The 26,285-nt window shown below is 71.8% G+C and carries 21 protein-coding genes and 1 pseudogene; 10 read left to right on the top strand and 12 right to left on the bottom strand.

The genetic code is table 11. The features are described 5' to 3' along the window. Positions 1–200: 200 nt before the first annotated feature. Positions 201–1,205 (top strand): Gfo/Idh/MocA family protein, encoded by a 1,005-nt coding sequence (locus tag AC3IYJ_RS31980; protein WP_489397987.1) that lies wholly within the window; start codon positions 201–203, stop codon positions 1,203–1,205. A 67-nt stretch (positions 1,206–1,272) separates the two neighbouring features. On the opposite strand, the gene AC3IYJ_RS31975 is transcribed toward AC3IYJ_RS31980, so the two are convergent. The 5 genes from AC3IYJ_RS31975 to allB all read right to left on the bottom strand — a co-directional run bounded on the left by AC3IYJ_RS31975 (position 1,273) and on the right by allB (position 6,185). Further along, on the bottom strand, positions 1,273–2,193 hold the full coding sequence (locus AC3IYJ_RS31975; RefSeq protein WP_489397986.1) for a DMT family transporter: 921 nt from the start codon (positions 2,191–2,193) through the stop codon (positions 1,273–1,275). A gap of 136 nt (positions 2,194–2,329) precedes the next feature. Next, positions 2,330–2,947 carry a dihydrofolate reductase family protein gene (locus tag AC3IYJ_RS31970; protein ID WP_489397985.1) on the bottom strand — a complete coding sequence of 206 codons (618 nt, stop codon included), beginning with the start codon at positions 2,945–2,947 and terminating at the stop codon, positions 2,330–2,332. Positions 2,948–3,108: 161 nt separating this feature from the next. After that, complete coding sequence (locus tag AC3IYJ_RS31965; RefSeq protein WP_489397984.1) at positions 3,109–3,567, bottom strand: pyridoxamine 5'-phosphate oxidase family protein; 459 nt, start codon at positions 3,565–3,567, stop codon at positions 3,109–3,111. Positions 3,568–3,735: 168 nt separating this feature from the next. Next, positions 3,736–4,848 (bottom strand): allantoicase, encoded by a 1,113-nt coding sequence (gene alc, locus AC3IYJ_RS31960; RefSeq protein WP_489397983.1) that lies wholly within the window; start codon positions 4,846–4,848, stop codon positions 3,736–3,738. Between the two features lie 2 nt (positions 4,849–4,850). Further along, positions 4,851–6,185, bottom strand: a complete 1,335-nt coding sequence (allB, locus tag AC3IYJ_RS31955) for an allantoinase AllB (protein ID WP_489402991.1) — start codon at positions 6,183–6,185, stop codon at positions 4,851–4,853. A 337-nt stretch (positions 6,186–6,522) separates the two neighbouring features. On the opposite strand from allB, the gene AC3IYJ_RS31950 reads away from it, so the two are divergent. Beyond that, positions 6,523–7,326 (top strand): IclR family transcriptional regulator, encoded by an 804-nt coding sequence (locus tag AC3IYJ_RS31950; protein ID WP_489397982.1) that lies wholly within the window; start codon positions 6,523–6,525, stop codon positions 7,324–7,326. Positions 7,327–7,363: 37 nt separating this feature from the next. Here the strand turns inward: AC3IYJ_RS31950 and AC3IYJ_RS31945 are convergent. The 3 genes and pseudogenes from AC3IYJ_RS31945 to AC3IYJ_RS31935 form a co-directional block, all read right to left on the bottom strand. Next, a pseudogene (locus tag AC3IYJ_RS31945) lies at positions 7,364–8,343 on the bottom strand (IS5 family transposase). A 212-nt stretch (positions 8,344–8,555) separates the two neighbouring features. Further along, on the bottom strand, positions 8,556–9,239 hold the full coding sequence (locus AC3IYJ_RS31940; protein WP_489397981.1) for an ABC transporter ATP-binding protein: 684 nt from the start codon (positions 9,237–9,239) through the stop codon (positions 8,556–8,558). After that, positions 9,236–10,327 carry an ABC transporter permease gene (locus tag AC3IYJ_RS31935; RefSeq protein ID WP_489397980.1) on the bottom strand — a complete coding sequence of 364 codons (1,092 nt, stop codon included), beginning with the start codon at positions 10,325–10,327 and terminating at the stop codon, positions 9,236–9,238. The genes AC3IYJ_RS31940 and AC3IYJ_RS31935 overlap by 4 nt, the downstream gene beginning before the upstream one ends. A gap of 134 nt (positions 10,328–10,461) precedes the next feature. Between AC3IYJ_RS31935 and AC3IYJ_RS31930 the strand changes: the two genes are divergently transcribed. Both AC3IYJ_RS31930 and AC3IYJ_RS31925 read left to right on the top strand, forming a co-directional pair. Beyond that, complete coding sequence (locus tag AC3IYJ_RS31930) at positions 10,462–11,694, top strand: sensor histidine kinase (RefSeq protein WP_489397979.1); 1,233 nt, start codon at positions 10,462–10,464, stop codon at positions 11,692–11,694. After that, on the top strand, positions 11,694–12,329 hold the full coding sequence (locus AC3IYJ_RS31925) for a response regulator (RefSeq protein WP_489397978.1): 636 nt from the start codon (positions 11,694–11,696) through the stop codon (positions 12,327–12,329). The genes AC3IYJ_RS31930 and AC3IYJ_RS31925 overlap by 1 nt, the downstream gene beginning before the upstream one ends. A 227-nt stretch (positions 12,330–12,556) precedes the next feature. On the opposite strand, the gene yczR is transcribed toward AC3IYJ_RS31925, so the two are convergent. Continuing rightward, the gene (yczR, locus tag AC3IYJ_RS31920; RefSeq protein WP_489397977.1) at positions 12,557–14,044 is read right to left on the bottom strand and encodes a MocR-like transcription factor YczR; all 1,488 of its coding nucleotides are present in this window, start codon (positions 14,042–14,044) and stop codon (positions 12,557–12,559) included. Positions 14,045–14,132: 88 nt separating this feature from the next. Between yczR and AC3IYJ_RS31915 the strand changes: the two genes are divergently transcribed. The 3 genes from AC3IYJ_RS31915 (at position 14,133) to aceB (ending at position 16,828) form a co-directional block, all read left to right on the top strand. Then, positions 14,133–14,357, top strand: coding sequence for a hypothetical protein (locus AC3IYJ_RS31915; protein ID WP_489397976.1), 225 nt, complete (start codon positions 14,133–14,135; stop codon positions 14,355–14,357). Beyond that, a complete protein-coding gene (locus AC3IYJ_RS31910; protein ID WP_489397975.1) occupies positions 14,261–14,935 on the top strand; it encodes a nucleotidyltransferase family protein in 675 nt (224 codons plus the stop codon). The genes AC3IYJ_RS31915 and AC3IYJ_RS31910 overlap by 97 nt, the downstream gene beginning before the upstream one ends. A gap of 273 nt (positions 14,936–15,208) precedes the next feature. Next, on the top strand, positions 15,209–16,828 hold the full coding sequence (gene aceB, locus AC3IYJ_RS31905; RefSeq protein WP_489397974.1) for a malate synthase A: 1,620 nt from the start codon (positions 15,209–15,211) through the stop codon (positions 16,826–16,828). A gap of 86 nt (positions 16,829–16,914) precedes the next feature. Here aceB and AC3IYJ_RS31900 read toward each other — a convergent pair whose 3' ends face one another. Next, the gene (locus AC3IYJ_RS31900) at positions 16,915–18,888 is read right to left on the bottom strand and encodes a GmrSD restriction endonuclease domain-containing protein (RefSeq protein WP_489402990.1); all 1,974 of its coding nucleotides are present in this window, start codon (positions 18,886–18,888) and stop codon (positions 16,915–16,917) included. Positions 18,889–19,133: 245 nt separating this feature from the next. Between AC3IYJ_RS31900 and AC3IYJ_RS31895 the strand changes: the two genes are divergently transcribed. After that, complete coding sequence (locus AC3IYJ_RS31895) at positions 19,134–20,327, top strand: GDSL-type esterase/lipase family protein (RefSeq protein WP_489397973.1); 1,194 nt, start codon at positions 19,134–19,136, stop codon at positions 20,325–20,327. A gap of 44 nt (positions 20,328–20,371) precedes the next feature. Further along, positions 20,372–20,995, top strand: a complete 624-nt coding sequence (locus AC3IYJ_RS31890; protein WP_489397972.1) for a 3'-5' exonuclease — start codon at positions 20,372–20,374, stop codon at positions 20,993–20,995. 15 nt (positions 20,996–21,010) lie between these two features. On the opposite strand, the gene AC3IYJ_RS31885 is transcribed toward AC3IYJ_RS31890, so the two are convergent. Beyond that, positions 21,011–23,128, bottom strand: a complete 2,118-nt coding sequence (locus AC3IYJ_RS31885; RefSeq protein ID WP_489397971.1) for an ATP-binding protein — start codon at positions 23,126–23,128, stop codon at positions 21,011–21,013. 126 nt (positions 23,129–23,254) lie between these two features. Here AC3IYJ_RS31885 and AC3IYJ_RS31880 point away from each other — a divergent pair, with 126 nt between their 5' ends. Then, complete coding sequence (locus AC3IYJ_RS31880; RefSeq protein WP_489397970.1) at positions 23,255–24,328, top strand: Lrp/AsnC family transcriptional regulator; 1,074 nt, start codon at positions 23,255–23,257, stop codon at positions 24,326–24,328. A 174-nt stretch (positions 24,329–24,502) separates the two neighbouring features. On the opposite strand, the gene AC3IYJ_RS31875 is transcribed toward AC3IYJ_RS31880, so the two are convergent. Next, positions 24,503–25,885: a nucleobase:cation symporter-2 family protein gene (locus tag AC3IYJ_RS31875; RefSeq protein WP_489402989.1), complete on the bottom strand. Its 1,383-nt coding sequence runs from the start codon at positions 25,883–25,885 to the stop codon at positions 24,503–24,505. Positions 25,886–26,285 lie beyond the last annotated feature (400 nt).

Below are 26,285 nucleotides of genomic sequence, written 5' to 3'. Positions count from 1 at the left end.
GTCCTGCCGCCGCTGCCGCGCCGCGCTTGCCGAAGCGGTCGTCCATGAAGCGGTCACGTCTGGAGCGGTCATGTCTTTCGAGCCGCAGCCGCCCAGTATCCGTCACAGTGCACCATGCAAGGTCATCGGGGGCATCGCGGACCCTTCGGGACGCAGCCGGGCAGATTGACAGGTCCCCCGGACGGGGCCACGTTGAGTGCATGCGCATCGGGCTCATAGGGACGGGCCGGATCGGCTCCTTCCACGCGGCGGCACTTGCCCGCCAGGCGGACGCGAGCTCGCTCCTGCTCGCCGACGCCGACCCCGCGCGGGCGGCCCGGCTGGCCGACCGGCTCGGCGCCACGGCCGCGCCCTCCGTCGAGCAGGTCTTCACCTGGGGGGTGGACGCCCTGGTGGTGGCCTGCGCCACCGAGGGGCACGCGGAGCTGGTCCTGCGGGCGGTACGCGCGGGGCTGCCGGTGTTCTGCGAGAAGCCGGTCGCCCCGGACCTGGAGCGCACCCTGGCGGTGCTGCGCGAGGTGGCGGCGGTCCGCGGGATGCTCCAGCTGGGCTTCATGCGCCGCTTCGACGCGGGCTACGGCACGGCGCGCGAGCTGGTCCGCTCGGGCGCGCTGGGCCGGCTGCACACCGTACGGACCACGACGGCCGATCCGGCGCCACCGACCGCCGCCTACCTGGCGACCTCGGGCGGGCTGTACCGGGACTGCCTCGTGCACGACTTTGACATGGTCCGCTGGGTGACCGGACGCGAGGTGACCGAGGTGTACGCGACCGGCTCGGACGCGGGGCCGCCCCTCTTCCGGGAGACGGGCGACATCGACACCGCCGCGGCCGTCCTCACCCTGGACGACGGGACGCTGGTCACGAGCACCGGCACCCGGTGCAACGGCGCCGGGTACGACGTGCGGATGGAACTGGCCGGGGAGCTGGACCAGATCTCCACCGGGCTCGACGACCGTACGCCCATCGCCTCGGCCGAGCCGCACGGCCCGCCCCCGGCGACCAAACCGTGGTCCGGGTTCCTGGAACGGTTCGCCCCCGCCTACGAGGCCGAGCTGGCGGCCTTCGTCCGGCTGGTGCGCGGCGAGGGCCCCAATCCCTGCGACGGCCCCGAGGCGCTCGCGGCCTTCCGGGTCGCGGAGGCCTGCGAGCGCTCGCGCCGGGAGCGGCGCCGGGTCTCCCTGGAGGAACTCCCCGGTCTGTGACGTCGGAGGCATGAGGCAACCCTAGGGGCGCGACGGGTCCGCGGAGGGTCCCGTTCCGGCCAATCGGTCAGGCCGCGGTGCGACGGCCCCAGGCGGTGCCGCCGAGCACCAGGACCACGCCCGCGAGGCCGGCCGGTCCCAGGTGCTCGCCGCCGATGACGATGCCCGCGGCGGCCGCCCAGAGGGGTTCGGTGCCGAGGAGCAGGCTGACGCGGGAGGGCGAGGTCCGCCGGACGGCCCACATCTGCACGAAGAAGGCGAAGAGGGTGCAGAAGACGGACAGGAAGGCGAGCCCGGCCCATTCGGCGGCGCCGAACCCGGCGGCCGCCGCCCAGGGGCTCGCCCCGGTTCCGGGCACCGCGGCCAGTACGGCGAACACGGCGACCGCGCTGCCGAGCTGAACGGTGGTCAGGGAGAGTGAGTCGGCCTCCTGCACGGCCTTGATCCGGGCCATCAGCAGGACGTGCAGGGTCCGGGCGAGGGCGGCGCCGAGGATGAGGAGGTCTCCGAGGCCGGGGGCGGTGATCCCGGCGCCCTGGGTGAGCAGCACGACTCCTGCCACGGAGACCGCGGCGGCCCCCAGGAACCCGGCGGAGGGCCGGGACCTGCGGACGGCGGCCTCCGCGAGCGGGGTGAAGATCATGGTGAGGCTGATGATCAGCCCGGCGTTGGTGGCGGAGGTGTGGACCACCCCGTAGGTCTCCAGCAGGAAGATCCCGCCGAGCACGAGTCCCAGTACCCCGGCGCCGCGCGCCTGGGCGGGGGTGAGCGCGCGCAGCCGGCGCCGGCCCGCGACCGCCAGGACGGGCAGCACCAGCGCGAAGCGCAGGACGAGCACCGCGATCACGGTGTGGGTGGCGGTGATCCCCTTGGCGGCGAGGTAGCTGCCGCCCCAGACCACGGCGACGAGCAGGACCGGAAGATCGGCGAGCCAGGCCCGGCGGGGGGCTGGGACGGGCACGGGGACGGCTGCGGCAACGGTGGACACCGGGTCTCCAACGGCAGGAGGGAGGTGGAGGCTTCGGCGGCTCGCACGGGGGTGTCGACGGTATCGGACATGATCGCCCCGGTCGAGTACTTATCCCGGCTCCGCACCCCGCTGACCTCCCTCTTTCTCTCCCTGGTCAGAAGGTGCCGAAGGCGGCACGGCCCGTCGGGCGGTAGGTGTGGATGGCGGTGCCGCGTCCGGTGGTGCGGGAGGCGAGCAGCTCGTACGCCGTGGGCAGCGCCCCGGCCGGGAACAGCCGACGGCCCGCTCCCAGGAACACCGGGAAGACCAGCAGGTTCAGCTCGTCGACCAGGTCCCGGGCCAGCAGCCACTGGGCGAGCGCCCCGCTGCCGTGCACCTGGAGCTCCGCGTCCCCCTCCAGGGCGTCCTTGACCCGGACGATCTCGGACTGCAGGTGCTCACCGTCGATGACCGTGGTCCCGGCCCACTCGGGGTCCTTGAGGGTGGTCGAGGCCACGTACTTGGGCAGGCCGTTGAGCCGGCTCGCGATCGGGTCCGCCGGGTCGGTGTGGCTCGGCCAGTAGCCCGCGAAGATCTCGTAGGTGCGGCGGCCCAGGAGGAAGGCCCCGGCCCGGTCGAAGACCTCCGTCATGAACTGCCCCATGCCCTCGTCGTCGAAGGGCACCAGCCAGCCGCCGTACACGAACCCGCCGCTGGCGTCCTCCTCCGGCCCGCCGGGGGCCTGCATCACGCCGTCGAGGGTCAGGAAGGTGGTGAGGGTCAGCTTTCCCATGGCTCCGCGCTCCTTGGTTCCGTCCGCATGTCCGCATGTGCGCATGTCCGCATGCGCCTGTACCCGTTCAGACTCCCGGGCTTCGCGGAACTCATCGCAGCGGCGCGCGGAAGATCGGGGCGCGCGGGCCGGGCCCGCACGGACGCCATGGGAACCGCCGGTCAGACCAGCCAGCGGCCGTCCTTCATCAGGTCGCGGCCGGCGATCTCATTCGCCTCGCGCCAGGCCTGGATCCACACCGGCTCGATCCGGAAGTACGGGTAGGGCGTCTTGAGGCTGCTCGGATCGAACCCGGAATGGGCCGCGAAGGCCTCGATCTCACCGGGCGCGAGCTCCGCCGCCTCCAGCACGGTCGCGGCGCCCTCCACGAGGACCACGTCGCGGGTCGAACCGAATGCCAGCCGGACGCGGCCGCCGTTCTCGGCGAGGTTGCGCCCGGTGGGCAGGGTGCGCCCGGTGGACACCAGGAACGTTTCGCCGTTCCACCGGAACGACAGGGGCACCATGCACGGGACGCCCCGGGCGTCCGCGGTGGCCACCCAGACGTCGATGTCGTTCTCGAATCGGGCGATCGTGTCCGCACGGCGCTGCTGCGGGGTGCGCGGCTCTTCGGCTGTCAAAGTCCGTCTCCTCGGGGCGTCTTGGCTTCCTGGACGCACCCTAACGGGGGCATGCGCACCGGGAACGCCGCAGGGGCGCACCGCCGAGCGGTGCGCCCCTGCGGGCTGTTGAACGCGCCCGGGGGTGTCGGCCCCCGGGGCGGTCAGCGTGGTGCGGGAGGGATGGCGTCAGCCGCCCAGCTCCTGGTGACGGGCGGCGTGCGCCGCGGCGCCGGCCTCCGTCAGGGCGCCGTACAGGCGCAGGCGGGAGAAACCGCCGTCCGGGAAGATGTCGATCCGGACGTGCGTGCCGACCGCCGGGGCGTCGAGCACGAAGCGGTGGTTGGTGTCGGGCTGCAGGCGGGTGCGCGGCAGGAACTCCGCCCACTCGCCCTCCTCGCCGGTCTTGACGGACAGCGAGGCCCAGCCGGCCGAGTTGCCCTTGAGGTACGCGGTGTCGATCTCGACGGCGCGGATCTCGGACTCGGCGACCAGCTCGTAGCGGATCCAGTCGTTGCCGTTGTCGCGGCGACGGGCGGTCTCCCAGCCGTCGTCCATCTTGCGGGAGCGGCCCGGGTTGATGGTGTTGGTCGGCGGGGAGTAGAAGCGGTTGGACGCGTCCTGGACCGAGCCGCCGTTCTCCAGCGCGACCACGTCGAACGTGCCCAGCGCGGCGAGCCACTTCGGGTCGGTGCGGACCTCGCCGTAGACGCGCAGGCGGGCGACGCCGCCGTCCGGGTGCTGGTTCAGGCGCAGGTGCGTGAAGCGCTGCTCGACGTTGACCTCGAAGCCGTTGGCCGCGTGGCCGCCGACCGGGGTGCGCTCGACGAGGGTCGTCCACTTGACGTCGTCGGAGAGCAGCTCCGCCTCGGTCGGGGAGCCCTGGACCGAGGCGCCCTGCACCGATACGGCCTGCGGCATGTTGCCGCGGAAGTGGGCGGTGTCGACGACGATGCCGCGGATGACGCCGGGGGCGCCGAGGCGGATCAGCGCCCAGTCGTGGTCCTCGGGGGTCGGCCAGGGCTGGGTGGCGGAGATGCCGCGGCGGCGGCGGGTCTCCCAGCCGTCCATGACCTTGCCCTTGTGGCCGAAGTCCTCGGGGTCGAAGTGCGCGGCCTCTTCGATGAGCAGGTTCTCGCGCTGGGCGAAGAACTCGTCGTTGGCGGCGATGACACCGGCGCCGAGCGCACGCGCGGCGAGGTTCGCGTACTGGGTGAACGGGAAGTCCGCGGTGCGGTAGTCCGCGTACGGGTCGCCGCCCCCGTACGGGTTCGCGTTACCGGTGAAGGATTCAATCGCCACAGTCAGTTCTGCCTTTCAAGGAGTCGGCCGGTGGGCTCGGACGGGGTGCCGTGGTCGGCGATCTGCGTACCGCGCAGCCAGGTGGACTTCACGACGCCGTGCAGGGTCTTGCCCGCGTACGCCGTGACCTGGTTGCGGTGGTGCAGGTGTGCCGGGTCCACGGTGAAGGTCTCTTCGGGGGCCAGGACGGCGAAGTCGGCGTCGCGGCCGGCCTCGATCGCGCCCTTGCCCGCCAGGCCGGCGAGGGCGGCCGGGGCGGTGGACATCCAGCGGACGACGTCCTCCAGGCTGCGGCCGCGCTTCTTCGCCTCGGTCCAGATCGCCGGGAGGCCCAGCTGGAGGGAGGAGATGCCGCCCCACGCGGTGGCGAAGTCGCCGGTCTTCAGGTCCGCGGTGGAGGGCGAGTGGTCGGAGACGATGCAGTCGATCGTGCCGTCGGCGAGCGCGTCCCACAGGACGTCCTGGTTGGCGGACTCGCGGATGGGCGGGCAGCACTTGAACTCGGTGGCGCCGTCCGGGACTTCCTCGGCCGTGAGGGTGAGGAAGTGCGGGCAGGACTCGACGGTGATCTGCACGCCCTCGGCCTTGGCCGCGGCGATCAGCGGCAGCGCGGAGGCGGAGGACAGGTGCAGGACGTGGACGCGCGCGTTCAGGCGCTTCGCCTGGTCGATCAGGTTCTGGATCGCGGTGTTCTCGGCGTCCTGGGGGCGGGAGGCCAGGAAGTCGGCGTACTTGGGGCCCGGGTTCTGCGGCGCGGACTCCAGGTGGTGCGGGTCCTCGGCGTGCACGATCAGCAGGCCGCCGAAGCCGGTGATCTCGGCGAGCGAGGAGGCCAGCTGCTCCTGGTCGAGGAGGGGGAACTCGTCGACGCCGGAGGGCGACAGGAAGCACTTGAAGCCGAAGACTCCGGCTTCGTGCAGCGGGCGCAGGTCCTTGACGTTGTCCGGCAGCGCACCGCCCCAGAAGCCGACGTCCACGTGCGCCTTGGTCCGTGCCACGTCCTGCTTGACCACCAGGTTGGCGGTGGTCGTGGTCGGCGGCAGGGAGTTGAGCGGCATGTCGAGGATGGTGGTGATGCCACCGGCGGCGGCGGCGCGGGTGGCCGTCCAGAAGCCTTCCCACTCCGTACGACCGGGGTCGTTCACGTGGACGTGGGTGTCGACGAGGCCGGGCAGGAGCACGTCGTCGCCGAAGTCCTCCAGCCGGGCCCCGGCCGGTACCTCGGCCTCGTACGGCAGCACGGCCGCGATCTTCCCGCCGGCGACGGCCACCGAAGCGGCGCGCGTCCCCTCGGGGGTGATGACGCGCGTCGAGCGCAGTACCAGTTCCACAGCCAGGTCGGACACCGGAACCTCCCCATCTACTTCCACAGAGCGAAATTCAACGTTCTGTTGACGGAGTCTTCACCCCGATCCGGACCCAGTCAAGAGCGCCCGGACGGACCACTGACCAGCCCGCATCGCAATTGGATGTTTCCACAGGATGGAATTAAGATTTCGCTATGCAGAATGTAGCTATCACCACCGGGTGCTGGACGGGTAACTTCCCGAGGATGTCCCCCACCAGGACAAACCGCCTCTGACCGGCGACGACGGGCTTTGACCCGGCTCTAGGGCCGATGCCGACCGACCGGTAGGCTGCTTGCTTGCCTGCCAGCACCGAAAGGACCGCGCCGTGCCGACGTCCAGCGCCAGCACCACCGACGCCTCCAGCAAGCCCACCGCCGCCAGCGGTGGCGTCCAGTCCCTTGAGCGCGCCTTCGATCTGCTCGAACGCATGGCCGACGCAGGAGGCGAAGTCGGCCTCAGCGAGCTCTCCGCCGCCAGCGGTCTGCCGCTGCCCACCATCCATCGCCTCATGCGCACCCTCGTGGCGTGCGGCTACGTCCGGCAGCAGCCCAACCGACGGTACTCCCTCGGCCCCCGGCTGATCCGCCTCGGCGAGTCCGCGTCGCGGCTGCTGGGTACCTGGGCCCGCCCCTACCTGGCCCGCCTCGTGGAGGAGACCGGCGAGACGGCGAACATGGCCCTGCTCGACGGGGACGAGATCGTCTACGTCGCCCAGGTGCCGTCCAAGCACTCCATGCGGATGTTCACCGAGGTCGGCCGCCGCGTACTGCCGCACTCCACCGGCGTGGGCAAGGCGCTGCTCGCCTACACCCCCGCCGACGAGGTCCGGGCCCTGCTCGCGCGCACCGGGATGCCGGCCGCGACCGAGAAGACCATCACCACGCCCGAGGGCTTCCTGGAGGCCCTGGAGCAGGTCCGCCAGGTGGGCTACGCCGTCGACGACAACGAGCAGGAAATAGGAGTCCGCTGCCTCGCGGTCTCCGTTCCGAACTCGCCGACCGCCGCCGCGATCTCCATCTCGGGCCCGGCCGGCCGGGTGACCGAGGCCCTGACGGACTCGATCGTCCCGATCCTGCAGGGCATCGCCGCCGAGCTGTCGGTGGCCCTGCAGAGCCAGAACCCGGCGTAGGACCCGTAGGACTCCTAGGGCCTGTGTGATGTCGTGATCAGTTGGCGGCTTTGAGGAGGTCGTCGATCCAGATCATGGCGGCGCGGAGGTGGAGGCCGGCGAGGTAGCTGTCTGGGGTTTTGTCGTAGCGGGTGGCGATCCCTCGCCAGGCTTTCAGCTTGTTGATCAGGCGTTCGACGGTGTTCCGTTCCTTGTAGAGGTCGGCGTCGTGGACGATGGGCCGGCCGCCCCGGCAGCCCTTCTTCTTGCGGTTGGCGGCCTGGTCTCGTTTCTCCGGGATGACGGCCTTGATTCCGCGTTTGCGCAGGTAGGCGCGATTGCCACGGGACGAGTACGCCTTATCCGCGGCGACCGCACCAGGTGTCGTGCGGGGGCGGCCGACCGGCAGGCGGACTCTGACCTTCGCGAGTACGGGGACGAACTGCGGACTGTCCCCGGCCTGCCCGGCGGTCAGGACCAGCGCGAGCGGACGGCACCTGCGGTCCGCGGCGAGATGAATCTTGCTGGTGAGGCCGCCGCGGGACCTGCCGAGCAGGGCTTCCTTCAGTCGGAGCCTGTGTCTGCGCCGGATCCGCCGGCGTCCGTCCTGTCCGTTCTGTTCCTCCGTGCCGCCCCCTTTTGCCGGGCCGTCTCCTGCTCCTGCACGGCGTCTTCCAGGGCCGACATGAGGTGCTTGCTGACGCGGAGCCCTGCGGCGTCGTGGTGGGCGCGGACCGTAGTGGAGTCCACGCTGACCAGCGACAAGTCCGTCCTGCCCACCCGGGCACCCTCGGCGATCAGGCCTTCCAGCAGGGCCGTGAACACCCCGGCGTCCCGCCACACGCGAAAGCGCCCGTAGACAGTGGCCCAGGGGCCGAACTCGGCAGGCATCTCCCGCCACTGCCCACTGGAACGGAACCGCCAGATCACACCCTCGAACTGCTCCCGCAACCGCTCCGGATACGGCCCGTACCTACCGATCGGCAGATACGGCTCGATGAACTTCCACTGGGCATGGGTGAGTTGCCTACGCGTCACAACCCCAGTCCTACCTGATTCCACCCCTCAAACAGGCCAGAACCCAGCAGTTGATCACGACATCACACAGGCCCTAGGGCCCGTAGGACCGCGCAGGACCCGTAGGACCGCGTAGGACCCCGCGCAGGCACCCGACGCACACGAAGGCCCCGGCCGCCCCTCCAAGGGGCCGCCGGGGCCTTCGTGCGATGCGTACGGGCCCTTACGCGGTCCTACGCGGCCGGGACGGACTGCGTCAGGCGGCCGTCCGTCATCGTCGCCGTGCGGTCCATGCGCTCCAGGTGCGCGTGGTCGTGCGTGACGAGCACGGTCGCCGTGGAGCGGTCCCGGGTGAGGGTGATCAGCAGGTCGAGGACCGCGGCGCCGCGCTCGTGGTCCAGGGCGCTGGTCGGCTCGTCCACCAGGAGGACGGAGGGCTCGTTCATCAGCGCGCGGGCGATGTTTATGCGCTGGCGCTGCCCGCCGGAGAGCTGGTGGGGCCGCTTGTCGGCCTTGTCCGCCAGCCCCACCGAGTCCAGCAGCTCAAGCGCCCGCTGCCGCAGGGTGCGCGGGGGTCGTCCGGAGAGGTGGGCCATGACCTGGAGCTGCTCGACGGCGGTGAGCGAGGCCAGCAGGTTCGGCTGCTGGAAGACGATGCCGATCTTCTCCCGGCGCAGCACCGACTTCTCGGCCGCGGTGAGCTCCGCGGTGTCCTGCCCCGCGACGACGATCCGCCCCGAATCGGGGGTGACCAGGGTGGCGGCGACCGCGAGCAGGCTGGACTTGCCGGACCCGGAGGGGCCTATCACGGCCGTCAGGGTGCCCGCGGGCACCTCCAGGCGGACCGCGTCGAGGGCGGTGAGCCGGGTGTCGCCGTCCGCGTAGGTGAGGGTGACGTCGTGGACGAGCAGGGTCATCGGGCGCTCCCGAGAGCGGTCAGGGGGTCTACGGCGGTGATCCGCCGGATGGACAGTGCGGCGCCCAGCGCGCCGAGCGCGATCATGACGGCGGCCGGGACCAGCACGGTGGCGGCGTCGAGCACGAAGGGCACGGCGCCTCCGCTGATCAGGGCGCCGAACCCGGCGGCGAGGGCGGTTCCCGCCCCCGTACCGATCGCCAGCATCACCACGGCCTGCCCGAGCGCGTCCTTGAGGAGGTACGGGGTGGAGGCACCCAGTGCCTTCAGCACGGCGATGTCCCCGCTGCGCTGGATCGTCCACACCGTGAAGAAGGCCCCGATGACCAGGGCGGAGATGGCGAAGAGGAAACCGCGCATCAGCTGGAGCGAGCCGTTCTCGGAGGTGTAGGAGCCGATCGCGCTCAGCGCCTCGTCGACGGTCTGGGCATCCGTGCCGGTGGCCTTGTTCCCGGCCGCCCAGTCGACGGCGCCCGTCCCGTCCAGGGCGACGACGGTGGCCATGGTGTCGATGGAGGTGCCGGGGTTGCCGACGCGCTGCCAGTCGTTGAGGTCCATCCAGACGACCGGGGTGTGGCTGTAGGCGGCGGTGCCGGAGACCGAGGCCACGGTCAGCTCGACCGGGCCGATCTTGAGCTTGCCGCCTGCGGTCAGTCCGCCGAGCTCCTTCGCGGCCTTCTCCGTGAGGACCACCTGCCCCTGGGTGAGACCGCTCCCGCGGGGCGGCAGGGGACCGGCCGGGTCCACGCCGAAGGCGGACACGGCGGCCGTGCGCTCACCGGAGACCGCGTTGGTGGTGCGGATGCCCAGCGGCTGGGCGGAGGTGACCCCCGGCTGCTCGCGCCAGGTCAGCCAGGCCTTCTCGGGCACCTGGGAATTGGTGAAGGAGACCTTCTGGTCCCCGGCGGGCGCCGCGAAGGCGAGGCGGGTGGTGGACGGCAGGCCGGTGAGGGCCGAGATGTTCTCCCGGGCCAGGCCTGCGGTGAGCCCGGACAGCAGGCCGACCAGCAACGTGATCAGCAGTACGACCGAGCCCATCAGGGCGAAGCGGCCCTTGGCGAACCGTAGATCTCTCCATGCGACGAACATGCATCCCACCTTGGTCTTCGGCGTGGACACAAGGCATCGCGCCACAGTAGGGATCCTCGTATCGAAGGGCGCACCGAGACATCAATCCTTTGGTTGACCGGGGCCACCGGACGCGGACTTACGCTGGTCGGGCCATGACTGCTGCTCCCCCCTCCCCGGCACCCGCCCGCACGGCTGCGGACCCCTCCGCCGCCGCGGCCGGCCGCACCCTCACCCCCGTCTCCCGCGTCCTGCGGCTGTGCCTGCACGCGCTGCTCTTCGGCCTGCTCGCGCTGGCCGCGGCGCGGGCCGTCACCGACTCCGCGCCGCTCGCGGGCTGGGTGGTCGCGCTCTGCGCCGTACTGGCCGCCGTGTACGTGGCGGGCGTACGGGCCCCCTCGGTGCACCGCTCGCCGCGCGCCGGAGCCGTGTGGCTGGCCGGACTGGGCGCGGCCTGGGCCGCGCTGCTGGTGGTCTCCCCCGACGGGCTGTGGATCGCCTTCCCGCTGTACTTCCTGGAGCTGCACCTGCTGCGGCTGCGCTGGGGGGTGACCGCCGTCGTGCTGACGGCGTTCGCGGCGATCGGCGGGTTCCTCGCGCACAGCGGCGCGGTGACGCCCGGGGCGTTCCTCGGGCCGCTGCTGGGCGGGGCCGTGGCGGTGGCGACCGTACTGGGCTACGAGGCCCTCTACCGGGAGAGCGAGCGGCGCCGCGAGCTGATCGAGGAGCTCATCACCACCCGGGCCGAGCTGGCGGCCGCCGAGCGGGACGCCGGGATCCTGGCGGAGCGCGAGCGCCTCGCCCGGGAGATCCACGACACCCTGGCGCAGGGGCTCTCCTCCATCCAGCTGCTGCTGCGAGCGGCGGAGCGGACCCTGCCAGAGGGCGACGCGGCCCTGCCGCACATCGCGCGGGCCCGCGAGGCCGCGCAGGAGAACCTCGCCGAGGCGCGGCGCTTCGTACGGGCCCTGACGCCCCCGGACCTGGAGCACGGCTCGCTCCCGGCCGCGCTGGAACGGCTGTGCACGGGCGCTCCGGGACCCCAGGTGCGCTTCTCCCTCAGCGGCACGGCCCGCCCGCTGCCCACGCCCTACGAGGTGGCGCTGCTTCGGATCGCGCAGTCGGCACTGGCCAATGTGGTGCGGCACGCGGGGGCCGGGCGCGCCGAGATCACCCTGAGCTTCATGGACACCTCCGTCGCCCTGGACATCGTCGACGACGGCAAGGGCTTCGACCCCGGATCCGCCCCTTCCGGCGACGGCGGCTTCGGCCTGCCCGCCATGCGGTCGCGGACCGAGACCCTGGGCGGCCTGTTCACGGTCGAGTCCTCCCCCGGCCAGGGCACCGCCGTGGCCGTCACCCTGCCGCTGCCCCTGGAGGCCTCCTGATGACCATCCGGCTGCTCCTCGCCGACGACCACCCGGTGGTCCGCGCCGGGCTGCGCGCGGTGCTGGACACCGAGCCGGACTTCGCGGTGGTGGCGGAGGCCGCGACGGCGGAGCGCGCGGTGGAGCTGGCGGCTTCCGCGGGCGTGGACGTGGTCCTGATGGACCTCCAGTTCGGCCCCGGGCCCGGTATGCACGGCTCGGAGGCCACGGCCCTGATCACCGCCCGGCCCACGGCCCCCCGGGTGCTGGTCCTGACCACTTACGACACGGACGCGGACATCCTGGCGGCGGTGGAGGCGGGCGCCTCGGGCTACCTGCTCAAGGACGCCCCGCCGGAGGAGCTCGCGGCGGCGGTGCGCACCGCGGCGGCGGGCCAGTCGGCGCTGGCCCCGGCGGTGGCCCTGCGCCTGATGGACCGGATGCGGACGCCCGCCGAAGCGCTGACCAAGCGCGAGCTGGAGGTCCTCCAGCTGGTCGCGGACGGGCTGTCGAACCAGCAGATCTCCAAACAGCTCTTCCTGAGCCAGGCCACGGTCAAGTCCCACCTGGTCCACATCTACGCCAAGCTCGGCGTCGACTCCCGCACCTCGGCGGTGGCGGCGGCCGCCACCAGACGGCTGATCCGCACGCCGTAGGCGAATCCAGCCTCGCCCGGGGGCACCTCCCAGCGGTAGCTGGGGGAGTTTGGGGCGCGGGGTCCGGGCAGCGCCCGGAGCCCACTCCAGCCCGTCCGGCGTTTGAGGACCGGGGTCCGGGGCGGAGCCCCGGGGAACGATGGAAGGGTGGGTAGGGGACATGCCCCGCAGGGCCGCCCCACCCGGGCCGGGGCCGACCGACGCGGGCGGGCGAGCCGCAGCCGGCGCTACGCCACCCAGTACGGCCGCTCCACCCCGGAGGGCAACGGCACGCCGTCGTGGAAGGCCTCCGCCAGCCGCCGCACCCCCTCGTCCAGCCGGTCCGCGTCCAGCGTGTACGGAATCCGCAGCCGGTGCTCGAAGGTCCCGGGGTCCACGCCGAAGCGCGCGCCCCGGCCGATGTGCACCCCGGCCGCCGCCGCCCGCTCCGACAGCGCGGAGCTCACCGGTTCCCCCAGGTCCACCCAGAGCGAGAGCCCGCCCGGCGGCAGCTGCCAGGACCACTCCGGGGTGTGCCGCTCCAGCGAGGCGACCAGGGCCGCGCGCTGGCCCCGTATCTGCTCCAGCCGCGCCGGGAGCGAGCGCTCCAGCCCTTCCAGCAGCGGCAGGGCCACCAGCTGGTCGAGCACCGATCCGCACATGTCGGCCGCCACCCGCACCGCCGTGAGCTCGGTGATCATCTTGGCGGTGGCCCGGATCCATCCGACCCGCAGCCCGCCCCAGTGCGTCTTGCTCAGCGATCCGATGGTCACCACGTGGTCGGCGCCGCCCCGGGGCGCCAGCGAGGCCAGCGGAGCGGGCGCCGGCACGTCGAGGGCGATGTCGGCGATGGTCTCGTCGACCACCAGCCAGGTCCCGGTCCGCCGCGTCGCCGCGAGCAGCCGCAGCCGCTGCTCCTCCGGCATCAGCGCGCCCGTCGGGTTGTGGAAGTCGGGGATGACGTAGGCGAGCCTCGGCACGGTCTGGCGCAGCGCGGACTCGGCGATCTCCAGGTCCCAGCCCGCGTCGGAGACTGCGATGGACCCGGTGCGCAGCCGCGCGTGCCGGATGGCGTCGAGGGCGTTTGCGTAGGTCGGGTTCTCCGTCATCACCCGGTCCCCGGGCCGGCACAGCAGGCTCACGACCAGCGCGAACGCCTGCTGCGCCCCCGCCGTGACGAGGATCTGCTCCGGCCGGGTCGCCAGCCCGCGCCGGGTGAAGCGCTCGGCGACGGCGGTGCGCAGGTCGGGCAGGCCGAAGGGGTGGTAGCCGGGGTGGCGGGCCAGCCCCGGGAGCCTGGGCGCCGCCCAGGCCACCGCCTCCGAGAGGCTGCCGTCGGGGGCTCCCATGGCGGCGATGGCCAGGTCGATGCCCGGGTCGCCGTCGGCGCGGCCGCCGGTTCCCCCGATGAGGGCGTGCGCGCCGACCGGGTCGTGGCCCTCGGGGAGCTCGGTCCAGGTGCCGGAGCCGCGGCGGCTGCGGACGTACCCGCTCTCGCGCAGCAGGTCGTAGGCGCCGGTGACGGTGGCCCGGCTGGCGCCGACGGCTTCCGCGAGCTCGCGTTCGGCGGGCAGTCGTACGTGCAGGGCGACCCGGCCGTCGAGGATCAGGGTGCGGACGGCGTCGGCGAGGGCCCGGTAACCGGGGCGGGCCAGCACCTCGGGCGGCAGCAGCGCCGCCAGCTGGCGGCTGCCCATCGTCCTGTCCGCCGTCTGGACCACTCGCCCGTTTGCCATGCCAACCTCCCCTGATTGGCTCTGCCGTCCAGGCCAATCCAGGTCCAGACTCGCCGCATTGGCCCACGATTGGCAAGGAGTCGCCGCGATGTTGACCGACCGTGACGAACGGGCGCTGCTCGCAGTCGCCGAGAACCGCATCTCCGAGCCGGTGCGCATCGGGGCCGCGCTGGCCGCCGTACGGCGCCTCGTGCGGCGCGAGCGAGAATCGCTGACATGTCACGCCACACCCGCACCCACCACGCCGAAGAGCCCGCAGAGCCCGCAGAGCCCGCAGAAGGCCGCGGGGGCGGCGAGCCCGCTCCCCCGCTGATCGCGGGCCTGCTCCTCGCGGCCGGCGGCGGCCGGCGCCTCGGCGGCCGCCCGAAGGCTCTGCTGCCCTACCGGGGCCGGCCGCTGGTGGAGAACGCCGTACGGGTCCTGCGCGAGGCCGGCTGCGACCCGCTCCACGTGGTTCTCGGCGCCTCGGCGGCCGAGGTGCGCGAGCGCGCGGACCTGAGCGGCTGCGTGGTGACCGACAACCCGGACTGGGCCGAGGGCATGGGCTCCTCCCTGCGGGTCGGCCTCGCCTCGCTGGCCGGTACGGGCGCCCGCGCGGCCCTGGTGTCCCTGGTGGACCAGCCGGGCATCGGCCCGGAGGCGGTGGCCCGGGTCCGGGCGGCGTACCGCTCCCCGGCGAGCCTGGTGGCGGCCGCGTACGGCGGCGAACGCGGCCACCCGGTGCTCTTCGGGTCGGACCGCTGGCCGGACATCGTGGCGACGGCCACGGGCGACAAGGGCGCACGGGTGCACTTGTCGGCGCACGTGGCGGAGCTCACTCTGGTCGAGTGCGGGGACGTCGCGGAGGCCTTCGACATCGACACGCCACCGGACCTGGCACGGCTCATCTGAGCAGGGCCGGAGGCAACCTTGAGCGGGCTGTGACGACCATGGCACCGAGGGCCACCAGGTAGCGGAATCTGTCGACCCAGAGAATCTCGACATCAACAAACCATTGAACTTCCACCATGAGGAAATTACTATCCACTGGTCAGAAGCGCCCTGAACCCCCAGACGGCGCCCGCGACCGTATCCGGAACTCTCCACACCCGACGGCACTGCGTGCCGTCCAGCGCGAGCATTCCCCCGCGGCCGCCAGGCACCGCCGCTGAAGGAGTGACAGATATGTCCGCACCAGCGCCGTCATCGCTGGCCATTGTCGACGCCGAGCCCCTGCCCCGGCAGGACGAGGTCCTCACCGAAGCGGCTCTCGCCTTCGTGGCCGAGCTCCACCGGCAGTTCGCCCCCCGTCGCGCCGAGCTCCTCGCCCGCCGCGCCGAGCGCCGCGCGGAGATCGCCCGCACTTCCACCCTCGACTTCCTCCCGGACACCGCACAGGTCCGCGAGGGCGACTGGAAGGTGGCGCCGGCCCCGGCCGCGCTGAACGACCGCCGTGTGGAGATCACCGGTCCGACGGACCGCAAGATGACCATCAACGCCCTGAACTCGGGCGCCAAGGTCTGGCTCGCCGACTTCGAGGACGCCTCGGCTCCCACCTGGGAGAACGTGGTCCTCGGCCAGCTCAACCTGATCGACGCCTACGAGCGCCGCATCGACTTCACCGACGCCCGCACGGGCAAGGCGTACGCCCTCAAGCCCGCCGAGGAGCTCGCCACCGTCGTGATGCGCCCGCGCGGCTGGCACCTCCAGGAACGCCACCTGCAGTTCGAGGGCGCCCCGGCCTCCGGCTCGCTCGTCGACTTCGGCCTGTACTTCTTCCACAACGCCAAGCGCCTCATCGCGCTCGGCAAGGGCCCGTACTTCTACCTGCCGAAGACCGAGTCCCACCTCGAGGCGCGCCTCTGGAACGAGATCTTCGTCTTCGCCCAGGACTACGTCGGCATCCCGCAGGGCACGGTCCGCGCGACCGTCCTGATCGAGACCATCACGGCCGCGTACGAGATGGACGAGATCCTCTTCGAGCTGCGCGACCACGCGGCGGGCCTGAACGCCGGCCGCTGGGACTACCTCTTCTCCATCGTCAAGAACTTCCGTGACGGCGGCGAGAAGTTCGTCCTGCCGGACCGCAACGCGGTGACGATGACGGCGCCCTTCATGCGGGCGTACACCGAGCTGCTGGTCAAGACCTGCCACAAGCGCGGCGCGCACGCCATCGGCGGCATGGCGGCCTTCATCCCGTCCCGCAAGGACGCCGAGATCAACAAGGTCGCCTTCGAGAAGGTCAAGGCCGACAAGGACCGCGAGGCCGGCGACGGCTTCGACGGCTCCTGGGTCGCCCACCCCGACCTGGTCCCGATCGCGATGGCCTCCTTCGATGCGGTCCTCGGCGACAACCCGAACCAGAAGAGCCGCCTGCGCGAGGACGTCTCCGTCGCCGCCGGCGAGCTCATCGCGATCGACTCCCTGGACGCGAAGCCCACCTACGACGGCCTGCGCAACGCCGTCCAGGTCGGCATCCGCTACATCGAGGCCTGGCTGCGCGGCCTCGGCGCCGTCGGCATCTTCGGTCTGATGGAGGACGCGGCCACCGCCGAGATCTCGCGCTCGCAGATCTGGCAGTGGATCAACGCCGGCGTGATCTTCGAGAACGGCAAGCTCGCGACGGCCGAACTCACCCGCGAGGTGGCCGCCGCCGAACTCGCCGCGATCCGCGCCGAGGTCGGCGAGGAGGCCTTCACCAACGGCAAGTGGCAGCAGGCCCACGACCTCCTCCTCCAGGTCTCCCTGGACGCGGACTACGCCGACTTCCTCACCCTCCCGGCGTACGACCAGCTCATCGGCTAGTCCAGAACCTCGGCTGAAATTCGCACAGCAGCCGAACCCGCCCGCGCCCCCGAAGCCCCACGGCTCCGGGGGCGCGGTCACGTGCGCTACGCGGTACGCCCGGCGCGGGCGTTGCCGATGTACGCGCGCAGGGCGTCGGCGGTGTGGAACACCCGGTACCCACACGCCTCCAGGGCCTCCCGCACACCGGACTCCGGCTCGAAGACCAGCACCACCGGGCTGCCCGCCTCCTCCTGGAGCCCGCGCGGCCACACCGCCGCCGCGATGGTGATCACTTCACCGGTGGCCGGGTCGGCAACCTCGGCCTCCGTGTCCGGAGCAGCCAGCCCCGCGTCGGCGACGGCCTTGAGCAGCTCAGCCATGCCGGGAGTTTCCTCCTCGCGCTCCTGCTCCTGCTCCTGCTCCTGCTCCTGCTCCTGCGCGGCCACCCCGACGACGAACCCCGCCGCGGGCACGCCGGACGGAGCCTGCGCGAGGGCTGTGGGAGTGGAACCGTCGTGCAGTGCGTTCAGGAACCCGTTCGCGGCGGCGGCGAGGAGTTCCCGGCGGGCTTCCAGGAAGGCCGGATAGTTCTCGACCTTCCACAGCTCCCGGTCCAGGGGGATCCACTGGCTCGCGAGCACCCCCGGATTCTTGGCCTCGGCCTCTTCCAGGTACTCGGCCGGGTCCTTCGCGCTGATCTTCAGGTTGCTGTCCTGGGTGAGGAAGCAGAAGTTCGCGACGGCGTTGATCTGGACCTGGCCGTAACCGTGTTCGCGCAGGCGGGCCTTGGGGAAGATGTGGTGCACCTGGAGCGAGGCCATCTTGCCGAGCATGTTGTGCTTCAGGGGGACCGCGGTGATGAGGTCTCGGGCGCCGTGGACGCGGGAGAGCATGTAGAGCAGCGGATAGAACCGCGCACCGATGGTGTACCCGTCGAAGTCGTCCGGACGGATATCGAGGTGGCCTCGGCTGCGGCGCAGGGCAGCGATCAGCTGGTCGACACCGCCGCCCTCGCCCTCCAGTGCGTGGAGGTCCTGGTTCAGGGTGGTCTCGACGGAGGCTGCGTGCCGGCCCCACAGGAAGCTGTGGATGTACCAGAAGAGCAGCCGGTCGGACGTCTTCGCGTCCGGGAACGCCCCGTTGTTGAGGTGCAGCAGCCTGGTCATCACGGGAAACGCCGCACGGCCGCCGAGCACCCGGTCGTGATCCAGACCCAGTCGACCACCCAGCACGTCCAGGAGGTGGGACACCGCGTGCCTCGTGGATTCGAGCCCCGCTTTGAACTCCTCGACGCCGACCTCGTCCAGTTTGGTGAACTGCGCCTCGCCCGTCAGCACGGCGTTGGCATTGCGCAGGAGCCAGTCGAGTTTGAAGTCGAATCCCGCCACCGCCCAGTATTTCAGGGCTTTGTTCATGGTCGGCCGCGCCTCCGGCCAGAAGGCACAGATCCTGGCGAGCGCGAGGTCACCCTTGGAAAGCTTGGTGCCGCCGGAATTCACCTTGTTGAAGATGTCGACGACGACCTCGATGCTCTTGTCCTCGCCGGTCACGTCCTCGATGTGGACCTGCCGTTCCTTCATCTGGAGGATCTTGCTGAGGCGTCCGTGATACGTGCCGAACAGGTCCTGTCCCACACCCGTGGCCGCCACGATCGCGAACAGCCCGTCGATTCCGACCGCGAACAGCCCCGTCACGTCGACCCAGCAGGGATCGCCCTTCATCTTGGCCGGCGCGTAGAACTCGAACGTCTCGGTCTCGACGTTGAAATACAGTCCGGTGAAGGCCTCGGGCTTCCCCTCGAAGAATTTCGGGGGCCGACCGCGCGTCACCCCGTAGAGGGTGGTGACGCGCTGCTGCCCATCGAGGAGCAGCTGGACCGCACCGCCCTTGCCCGGCTCCCCGCCCCGGGTGTCCGCCGTCGCAGCCTCCGTGCTCCACGTCAGGAAACTGCCGACGGGGTATTGCCGGTACATCGAGTGGAAGAACGCGCGCACTTGATCGCGGGTCCAGACGTAGCCGCGCTGGAATTCGGGAAGCGCGATGTCCCCCGAGTCCACCTTGTCCAGGATCTGATACATCTGCACCGGCTGCCCCCACCCTGTTCAACTTTCCGTTGATCGAATCTAACAGCCGCCCGCGGCGGCGGGTTCAGGCCGAACGACCGACCGGTTGTTACTTGTTCGTAACTTGCCTGTACCTAGCGGTAACAAGCGGCGGCGTGGGAGTTTTCCGGTTGCCACCGGCCGGAGGTAACCCCCCACTTACCCAGCCATGCACCGAAGTTGTTCCCGACTTCCGCATGGCCGACCGCAGGAGTTCCGCAGTGATCGGATTCCGCAACGACAGCACGAACCGGACCGCCCGCAGTCGAGTGCGACGACTGGTCGGCATCGGGATGGCACTGCCGCTCGCCGCCGGGGCGCTGGTGGCCGGCGGGGCCGGGACGGCCGTGGCCGGACCGGGGAACGGGCCCACCGCCGTGGTGTCCATGGGCGACAGCTACATCTCCGGCGAGGCCGGGCGCTGGAAGGGCAACAGCCTGACCAACAGCGGGAACCGGACCGGCACCGACCGGGCATGGGTCAGCGGGAGCACCTACGACCCGTCCAAGGTGTACGGGGCCACGGCCGGCGGGTGCGACCGGTCCGACTCCGCCGAGGTGAAGAGCGCCGGGGCGATCGCCGACGTGGCCGTCAACCTCGCCTGCTCCGGGGCGACCTCGCAGAACGTCTTCCGCGCCTCGAACGGCGGCGTCGCCTTCAAGGGCGAGGCCCCGCAGGCCGATCAGCTCGCCGCCGTGGCCGCGAGCAACAACGTCAAGGTCATCGCGCTGTCCATCGGCGGGAACGACCTCGGCTTCGCCGACATCATCAAGGAGTGCGCGTACGACTTCGTGCTGTGGAACTCCTACTGCTACGACGACCAGCAGTCGGTCGTGGACCAGAAGATGGACGCCGTCATGGCCGACGTGGGCAAGTCCGTCGACGAGGTCCGCACCGTCATGCGCGGCGCCGGCTACGCCGACTCCTCGTACCGGATCGTGCTCCAGTCCTACCCGTCGCCGATCCCGCGCGGCACGGAGAACCGGTACACCCAGAGCGACTGGAGCCGGCTCAACAGCGGCGGCTGTCCGTTCTGGAACAAGGACTCGGACTGGGCGCGCGACTCGCTCGTGCCGCAGATCGCCAACCGCATAAAGGCGGTCGCCGCCGCCAAGGGCGCGCAGTTCCTGGACCTGCGGGACATGATGCAGGGGCGCGAGGTCTGCGCGAAGGCGAGCAAGCAGGTGACGACCGCGGCGCCGGCCTCGGCGAAGACGAGCGAGTGGGCGCGCTGGATCGACAGCAGCGAGACCCAGGGGCCGGTCCAGGAGTCCATGCACCCGAACTACTTCGGCCAGCTGGCGGCCGGGCGCTGCCTGGCGCTGGTGGTGGCCCAGCCGGCCAGCAGCGGATTCGGCTGCAAGAACACGGCCGGGGCCGACCAGAACGGCATGTACCTGACCCCTTCCTCCTGATATTGAGGTGAACGGGTCCGGCGCGGGCTGGCATGCTTCCGGGCATGTCAGCCCGCGCCGCACGTCCCAACGTCTACGTCTCCGTCGACATCGAGGCCGACGGACCCGTACCCGGGCCCTACTCGATGATCAGCTTCGGGGCCGCCGTGGCAGGCCGCCAGAACGGGCGGTCGTATACGGCCGCCGACCCGGAACGGGACACCTTCTACCGCGAGTTGCGCCCGATCAGCGAGGCCTTCGTGCCGGAGGCGCTCGCCGTCAGCGGGCTCGACCGGGACCGGCTGCTCCGCGAGGGCGCCGAACCGGCTGTCGCCATGGCCGAATTCCGCGTCTGGGTCCGGGAAGTCTCCGCCGGGGCCCAGCCGGTGATGTGCGGATACCCGGCCTCCTACGACTGGACCTTCCTGTACTGGTACTTGATGAGCTTCGGCGGCGAGAGCCCCTTCGGGCACTCGGGCTGCCTGGACATGAAGACCCTCTACGCCACCAAGGCCCGGGTCCCGCTGCGCTCCGCCGTCAAGCGCACCATGCCGCCGCACCTGCTCTCCCGCCGCCCGCACACCCATCACGCCCTGGACGACGCGATCGAGCAGGCCGAGCTGATGAGCAACCTGATGCTGTGGGAACCCTCCGCCCGCTCCCCGCTGGTCACCGAGACGCCGGAGTGAGCTCATCCCCCGCAATCAGTCCGACAGTTCCGGCAGCAGATCGCGCAGTGGCGTACGGGCGCCCGTGCCGTAGGCCATGCGGAAGGCTTCCGGGGTGAGGCGGGTGCGGACGGTGTGCAGGGCCTGGGGGGCCGAGGCCGCGCGGGGGCGGCTGCGGGAGACTGCCCCCAGGAGGCGGGCGGCCTGCGCGTAGTGGGCCTGGTCGGCTTCCAGTTCGGCGAGGAGTTCCACCGTGAAGGCCTGACCGAGCTGGTCGTCCAGCGCGAGCTGGGTCCGCAGGGCGCGCAGCAGTTCGGTGCGGGCCAGCGCCGGACGGCCTTCGCGGCGCTGGACGATGGCATGGGCGTAGCAGGACCAGGAACGGGCCCACGGGTCGGTGGGGCCGCCCGGCGGGCCGTCCTCCAGCGGGACCGACAGCGGGTCGGTGTGGGCCACCGCCATGGTGTGCGCGGCTTCGAGGGCCTCGCGGCCGGGGCCGAAGTCGGGATCGACCGGCAGCAGTTCCAGTCCGTCCCGGAATTCGGCGGCGGCCTCCTCGTAGCGGTGCTCCCAGAGCGCGACCGTGCCCCGTACGTGCGCGAGGTAGGCCAGGCTGGTGTCCTCCCCCTCGTGCACCGCCGCGGCCCACGCCTCCACCAGCAGGGGGTCGGCGCCGTCCGACTCGCCGAAGCTCGCCACGAGCCATGCCGCGAGCCACAGGGCCCGTGCGGGCCGGGGCGCGGGGTGCAGGGCCAGAGCCCGTTCCAGGTGCCGCCGCCCCTCCGCGGCCATCCCGCACGCGGACCACAGGAACCACAGCGACACCGCGATCTCCAGGGCCGTGCCCGGACCGCTGGCGGAGAGCGGGTTCATCGCCGCGCGCAGCTCGGGGAGTTCCCGTACGGCGAGGGCGCGCGCCTCGCGCTGCGCGCCCGCGCGCCACAGCTGCGCCGCGCGTTCGGCCACGACCCGGCACCGCTCGTGGTGGCGCCGGGCGGTGGCCGCGCCGTCTCCGGCGGGTCCGTGCGCGAGCAGCCTGCCCGCGTAGGCCCGTACGGAGAGCGGCAGCCGGTAGCGGCCCGGCCCGGCGTCCGACAGTAGGCCCGGGGCCAGCAGCTGCAAGGCCTCGGCGGCGGTGTCCGGGGTGAGCTCCCCGAAGCCGCACACCTCGGCGACGGCCGCCCGGTCGAAGGGGCCGGCGAAGACGGAGAGCCGCTTCCAGAGCAGCCGTTCGGCGGGCGAGGCCAGCCGGTGGGACCGTTCGGCGTCGACCCGGGTGCCGCGCCCCGCGCCGCCCGCGAGGAAGGCCAGCGGGTCGGCGCCGAGCCTGCGGAGCGCCTGCGCGGGCGCGTACTGGTGCGCACGCCCTGCCGCGAGCTCCAGCGCGCCGGGGATCCCGTCGAGCGCCCGGCACAGGGCGGCCACGGCGGCCGCGTTGTGGTCGGTCAGCTCGAAGAAGGGGTCGGAGCCGCGCGCCCGCTCCTCGAACAGCCGCACGGCCTCGTACCCGGCGACGGCCGCCACCGGAAGCCGCCCGGAGACGGGATCGGGCACCGGGTCACCCATCGACGTCGGCATGGGCATCGCGACGGGCATCGACAACGGCATCGACACGGGCACGGGCGTCGAAGGGGGCTGGAGCCGGGACGCCGGCAGCGGCACGGCAGCCGCAGGCACGGAGAACGGCAGACCCGGCAGCGGCGGTACGGCCAGTGGCGGTACGGCGAGCACCGCCTCCCCCGCCAGCCGCAGCCGCCGCTGCGAAGTGGCCAGGATCCGTAGGCCCGGAAGGCGCGCCAGCAGCCCCGCAGCGAGCCCCGCTCCCACCTCCCCGAGCTGTTCGCAGCCGTCGAGGACGAGCAGGGCCTTTCGCCCCGCGAGCCGGTCGGCGAGCTCTCCCCCCAACTCCGCCCAGCGGTGCTCGGGCAGGGCCGCGAGGTCCGTCCAGACGGCGTCGAGACCGTCCCGGCCGGTCAGCGTCCGCACGGAGCGCACCGCGAGCCGGGTCTTCCCGATGCCCGCGGGACCGGTGAGTGTGATCAGGCGCTCGGTGGCCAGCATTGAGGCGAGGGCGGTCAGCTCCCGCTCGCGGCCGATGAAACTGGACAGTTCGGCGGGCACCGCAAGGCGCATGCCCGCGCCGGCCTCCCCCACGCATCCTCCTGCGATGTCCGACAAGTGCACACAACCAGTCGTTCAACAGCGGAATGCACAAAGATAGATGATCGGTTCATAATTTCGTTGTCTCGTCACCGACCGGGAGAACCGCCAGGGGAGGGTATGAACTCGGCCAATTCCGCCATCGACGACATGGACCGGGCGCTCGTCCACGCACTCCAGCTCGCTCCCCGGGCAAGCTGGGAACTGCTGGGACCGGTGCTCGGAGCGCGCCCGGACACCCTGGCACGCCGCTGGGAACGGCTCACCGGGGCGGGCGAGGCGTGGCTGTCGGGAATCGGACTGCGGACCGGCGTCCGACTGCCCTCCATGGCCTGGGTGGAGGTGACCTGCGCCGCGGGGACCTCCCCCTCGGTGGGCGCCGCACTCGTGGCGGATCCGCACACGCTCGGCGTGGAGCACGTCACCGGAGGCCGTGACCTGCTGGTCTTCGTGGCCCTCCCGGACCTGCCCGCGCTGTACCGGTACCTGTCCTCGCGGATGCAGCTGATCCCGGGCGTCATCGGGACCCGCACCTCGATGGTGACCGCGGTCCACTACGCCCCCGACCGCTGGCGCCTGGACCAACTGACCCCGGGGCAGATCGACATGCTGACCGGCCGGACCCGGCGCTCGGCGCACGCCACCGCCCCGGCCGCGGGCCCCGTCGCGCCGCTCCAGTACGAGGACCGGCCGCTGGTGCGGGCCCTGGCATCGGACGCCCGGCGCAGCGTGGCCTCGCTGGCCCGGGAGTTCGAGATGAGCGAGTCGACCGTACGGCGCCGGCTGACGAGGCTGGAGGTCGGTCAGAGCCTGCGCTACAGCTGCGCCCTGGCGTCGGGGCTGTCGGGCTGGCCGGTGTCGGCGACGCTGTGGGCCGAGGCCGCCGAGTACGAACCCGCCGACTGCGCGGCGGCGGCCGCGGGACTGCGCGAGACCCGGACCTGCATGTCCGTCAGCGGGCCCTGGAACTTCATGATCAGCGTGCGGCTGCGCACGGTGGAGGACCTCTCCCGCTACACCGCCGACCTCACCCGCCGGCTGCCGGGCCTGCGCGTACGGGACTCCGCGGTGGCCCTGCACGTACGCAAGTCGGAGGCCCAGGAACTGGGCCCGCACGGCCACCGGTTGCGCACGGTCGTCCCGGACATCTGGTCGGACCCGGTCCCGGCACGTTCCGGCCCCGCCACCATGTGAGGCACGGGGTGCTGGGCGGAGGGGCGGAGCGGCGGAGCCCCCGGAACCTCTGCCGGAGCCGGGATCGGGAGGTCGGGCGCGCACCCGAAAACGCGCACGGCGGTACGGACGCCACACCCGCAGTGGGTGGCGTACGCACCGCCGTTCGGCACTCGACGGCCGGGCAGGGCCCGGTCAGTGCACCGGCACCGGGTCCGGGGTAGCGGTGTCGGCCGCGCCCTTCTTGATGCCGAGGTGGTTGAAGGCAAGGTTCAGCGCGATGGCCACGACGCAGCCGGTGCTGATGCCCGAGTCGAGGACCACGAGGAGGTCCTTCGGGAAGGCGTGGTAGAAGCCGGGGGCCGCGATCGGGATCAGGCCGATGCCGAGAGCGGCCGCGACGATCAGGGCGTTCTCGCCCTTCTCCATGGCCGCGCCGGCCAGGGTCTGGACGCCGCTGGCGGCCACCGAGCCGAAGAGCACGATGCCCGCGCCGCCGAGGACCGGGAGCGGGACCACGCCGATGACGGAGGCCGCCATCGGACACAGGCCGAGCAGGATCAGGATGCCGCCGCCCGCGGCGACCACGAACCGGCTGCGCACCTTGGTCATGGCGACCAGGCCGATGTTCTGCGCGAAGGCACTGCACATGAACCCGTTGAACAGCGGGCTGATCGCGCTGCCGAGGGCGTCGGCGCGCAGGCCGCCCTCGATGGTCTTCTCGTCCGCCGGGCGGCCCACGATCTTGCCCAGCGCCAGGATGTCGGCGGTGGACTCCGTCATGCACACGAGCATCACGATGCACATCGAGATGATCGCGGCGACCTGGAACTGCGGGGCGCCGAAGTGGAACGGCGTCGGGAAGCCCACGAAGTCGGCGTTCCTGACGGCGTCGAAGCTGGTCATGCCCAGGGGCAGCGCGATGAGCGTGCCGGCGACCAGGCCGAGCAGGATGGATATCTGCTGGAGGAAGCCGCGCAGGAATTTGCGCATCAGCAGGACGATCGCGAGGGTGACCGCGGCCATTCCGATGTTCTGCATGGAGCCGTAGTCGGTGGCGGTGCGGTTGCCGCCCTGGGACCAGTTGAAGGCCACGGGGAGCAGCGAGACGCCGATCAGGGTGATGACCGTACCGGTGACCACCGGCGGGAAGAACCTGACGAGCTTGCCGAAGTACGGGGCGGCGAAGAAGCCGAGGACTCCGGCGACGATGATCGCGCCGAAGATGACGGGGACGGCGTTGTCGCCGGCTCCCTTGCCGATGGCGATCATCGGGGTCACGCCGGCGAACGAAACGCCGTTGACGAAGGGGAGTTTGGCGCCGATCTTCCAGAACCCGAGGGTCTGGAGGAGGGTCGCGAGTCCTGCGGTGAAGAGCGAGGCGCCCATCAGGAAGGCGGTCTCGGTGGCCGAGAGGCCGACCGCCGGGCCGACGATCATGGGAGGGGCGACGACACCGGCGTACATGGCGGCCACGTGCTGGAGCCCGCTGGTGAACATTTTCAACGGGGGCAAGGTCTCGTCGACCGGATGCTTCCCCTCCGGTACTACGACTGCATCTTTGCGAAACCTAGGCATGGCGGCCACGGCTTCCTCCGCTCGGTTGTGCACGTCGGCAGGGACGTGAGTGTCTTGGAGGTGGTGCGAAAGCGGTGCTAGTCGAGCCTGTATTGAGTTGTGGGTGGCTCGTGGTGCGTGATGCATGGCGCTTGGCGCCGAATGCTTTTCCCAAGGGGTGCGGAAACGATTCGCCCGAGTCGATTCCACGCAGAGGCGTGCACGAGTGAACTGGCGCACGCGGTAATGAAACTGAGCTGGAGGTGCCGTGGCAGTGGCGCGGTACACGAGCTGCGGAGCAAGTGGCACGAGTCACCGCCCCCGGGGGCGCCTTCGGAAAATCCTCAGGCGCTACCCGGGAACGGCTGCCGCGGACCCCGCTCGGGTCCACGGCCGCCGGACGAGGGCCGTCCCCCCCGTC

This window comes from Streptomyces sp. GL_140 (assembly GCF_057834465.1).
Note: the sequence above shows the minus strand (reverse complement) of the source record. Positions and strands in the feature narration are given on the sequence as shown.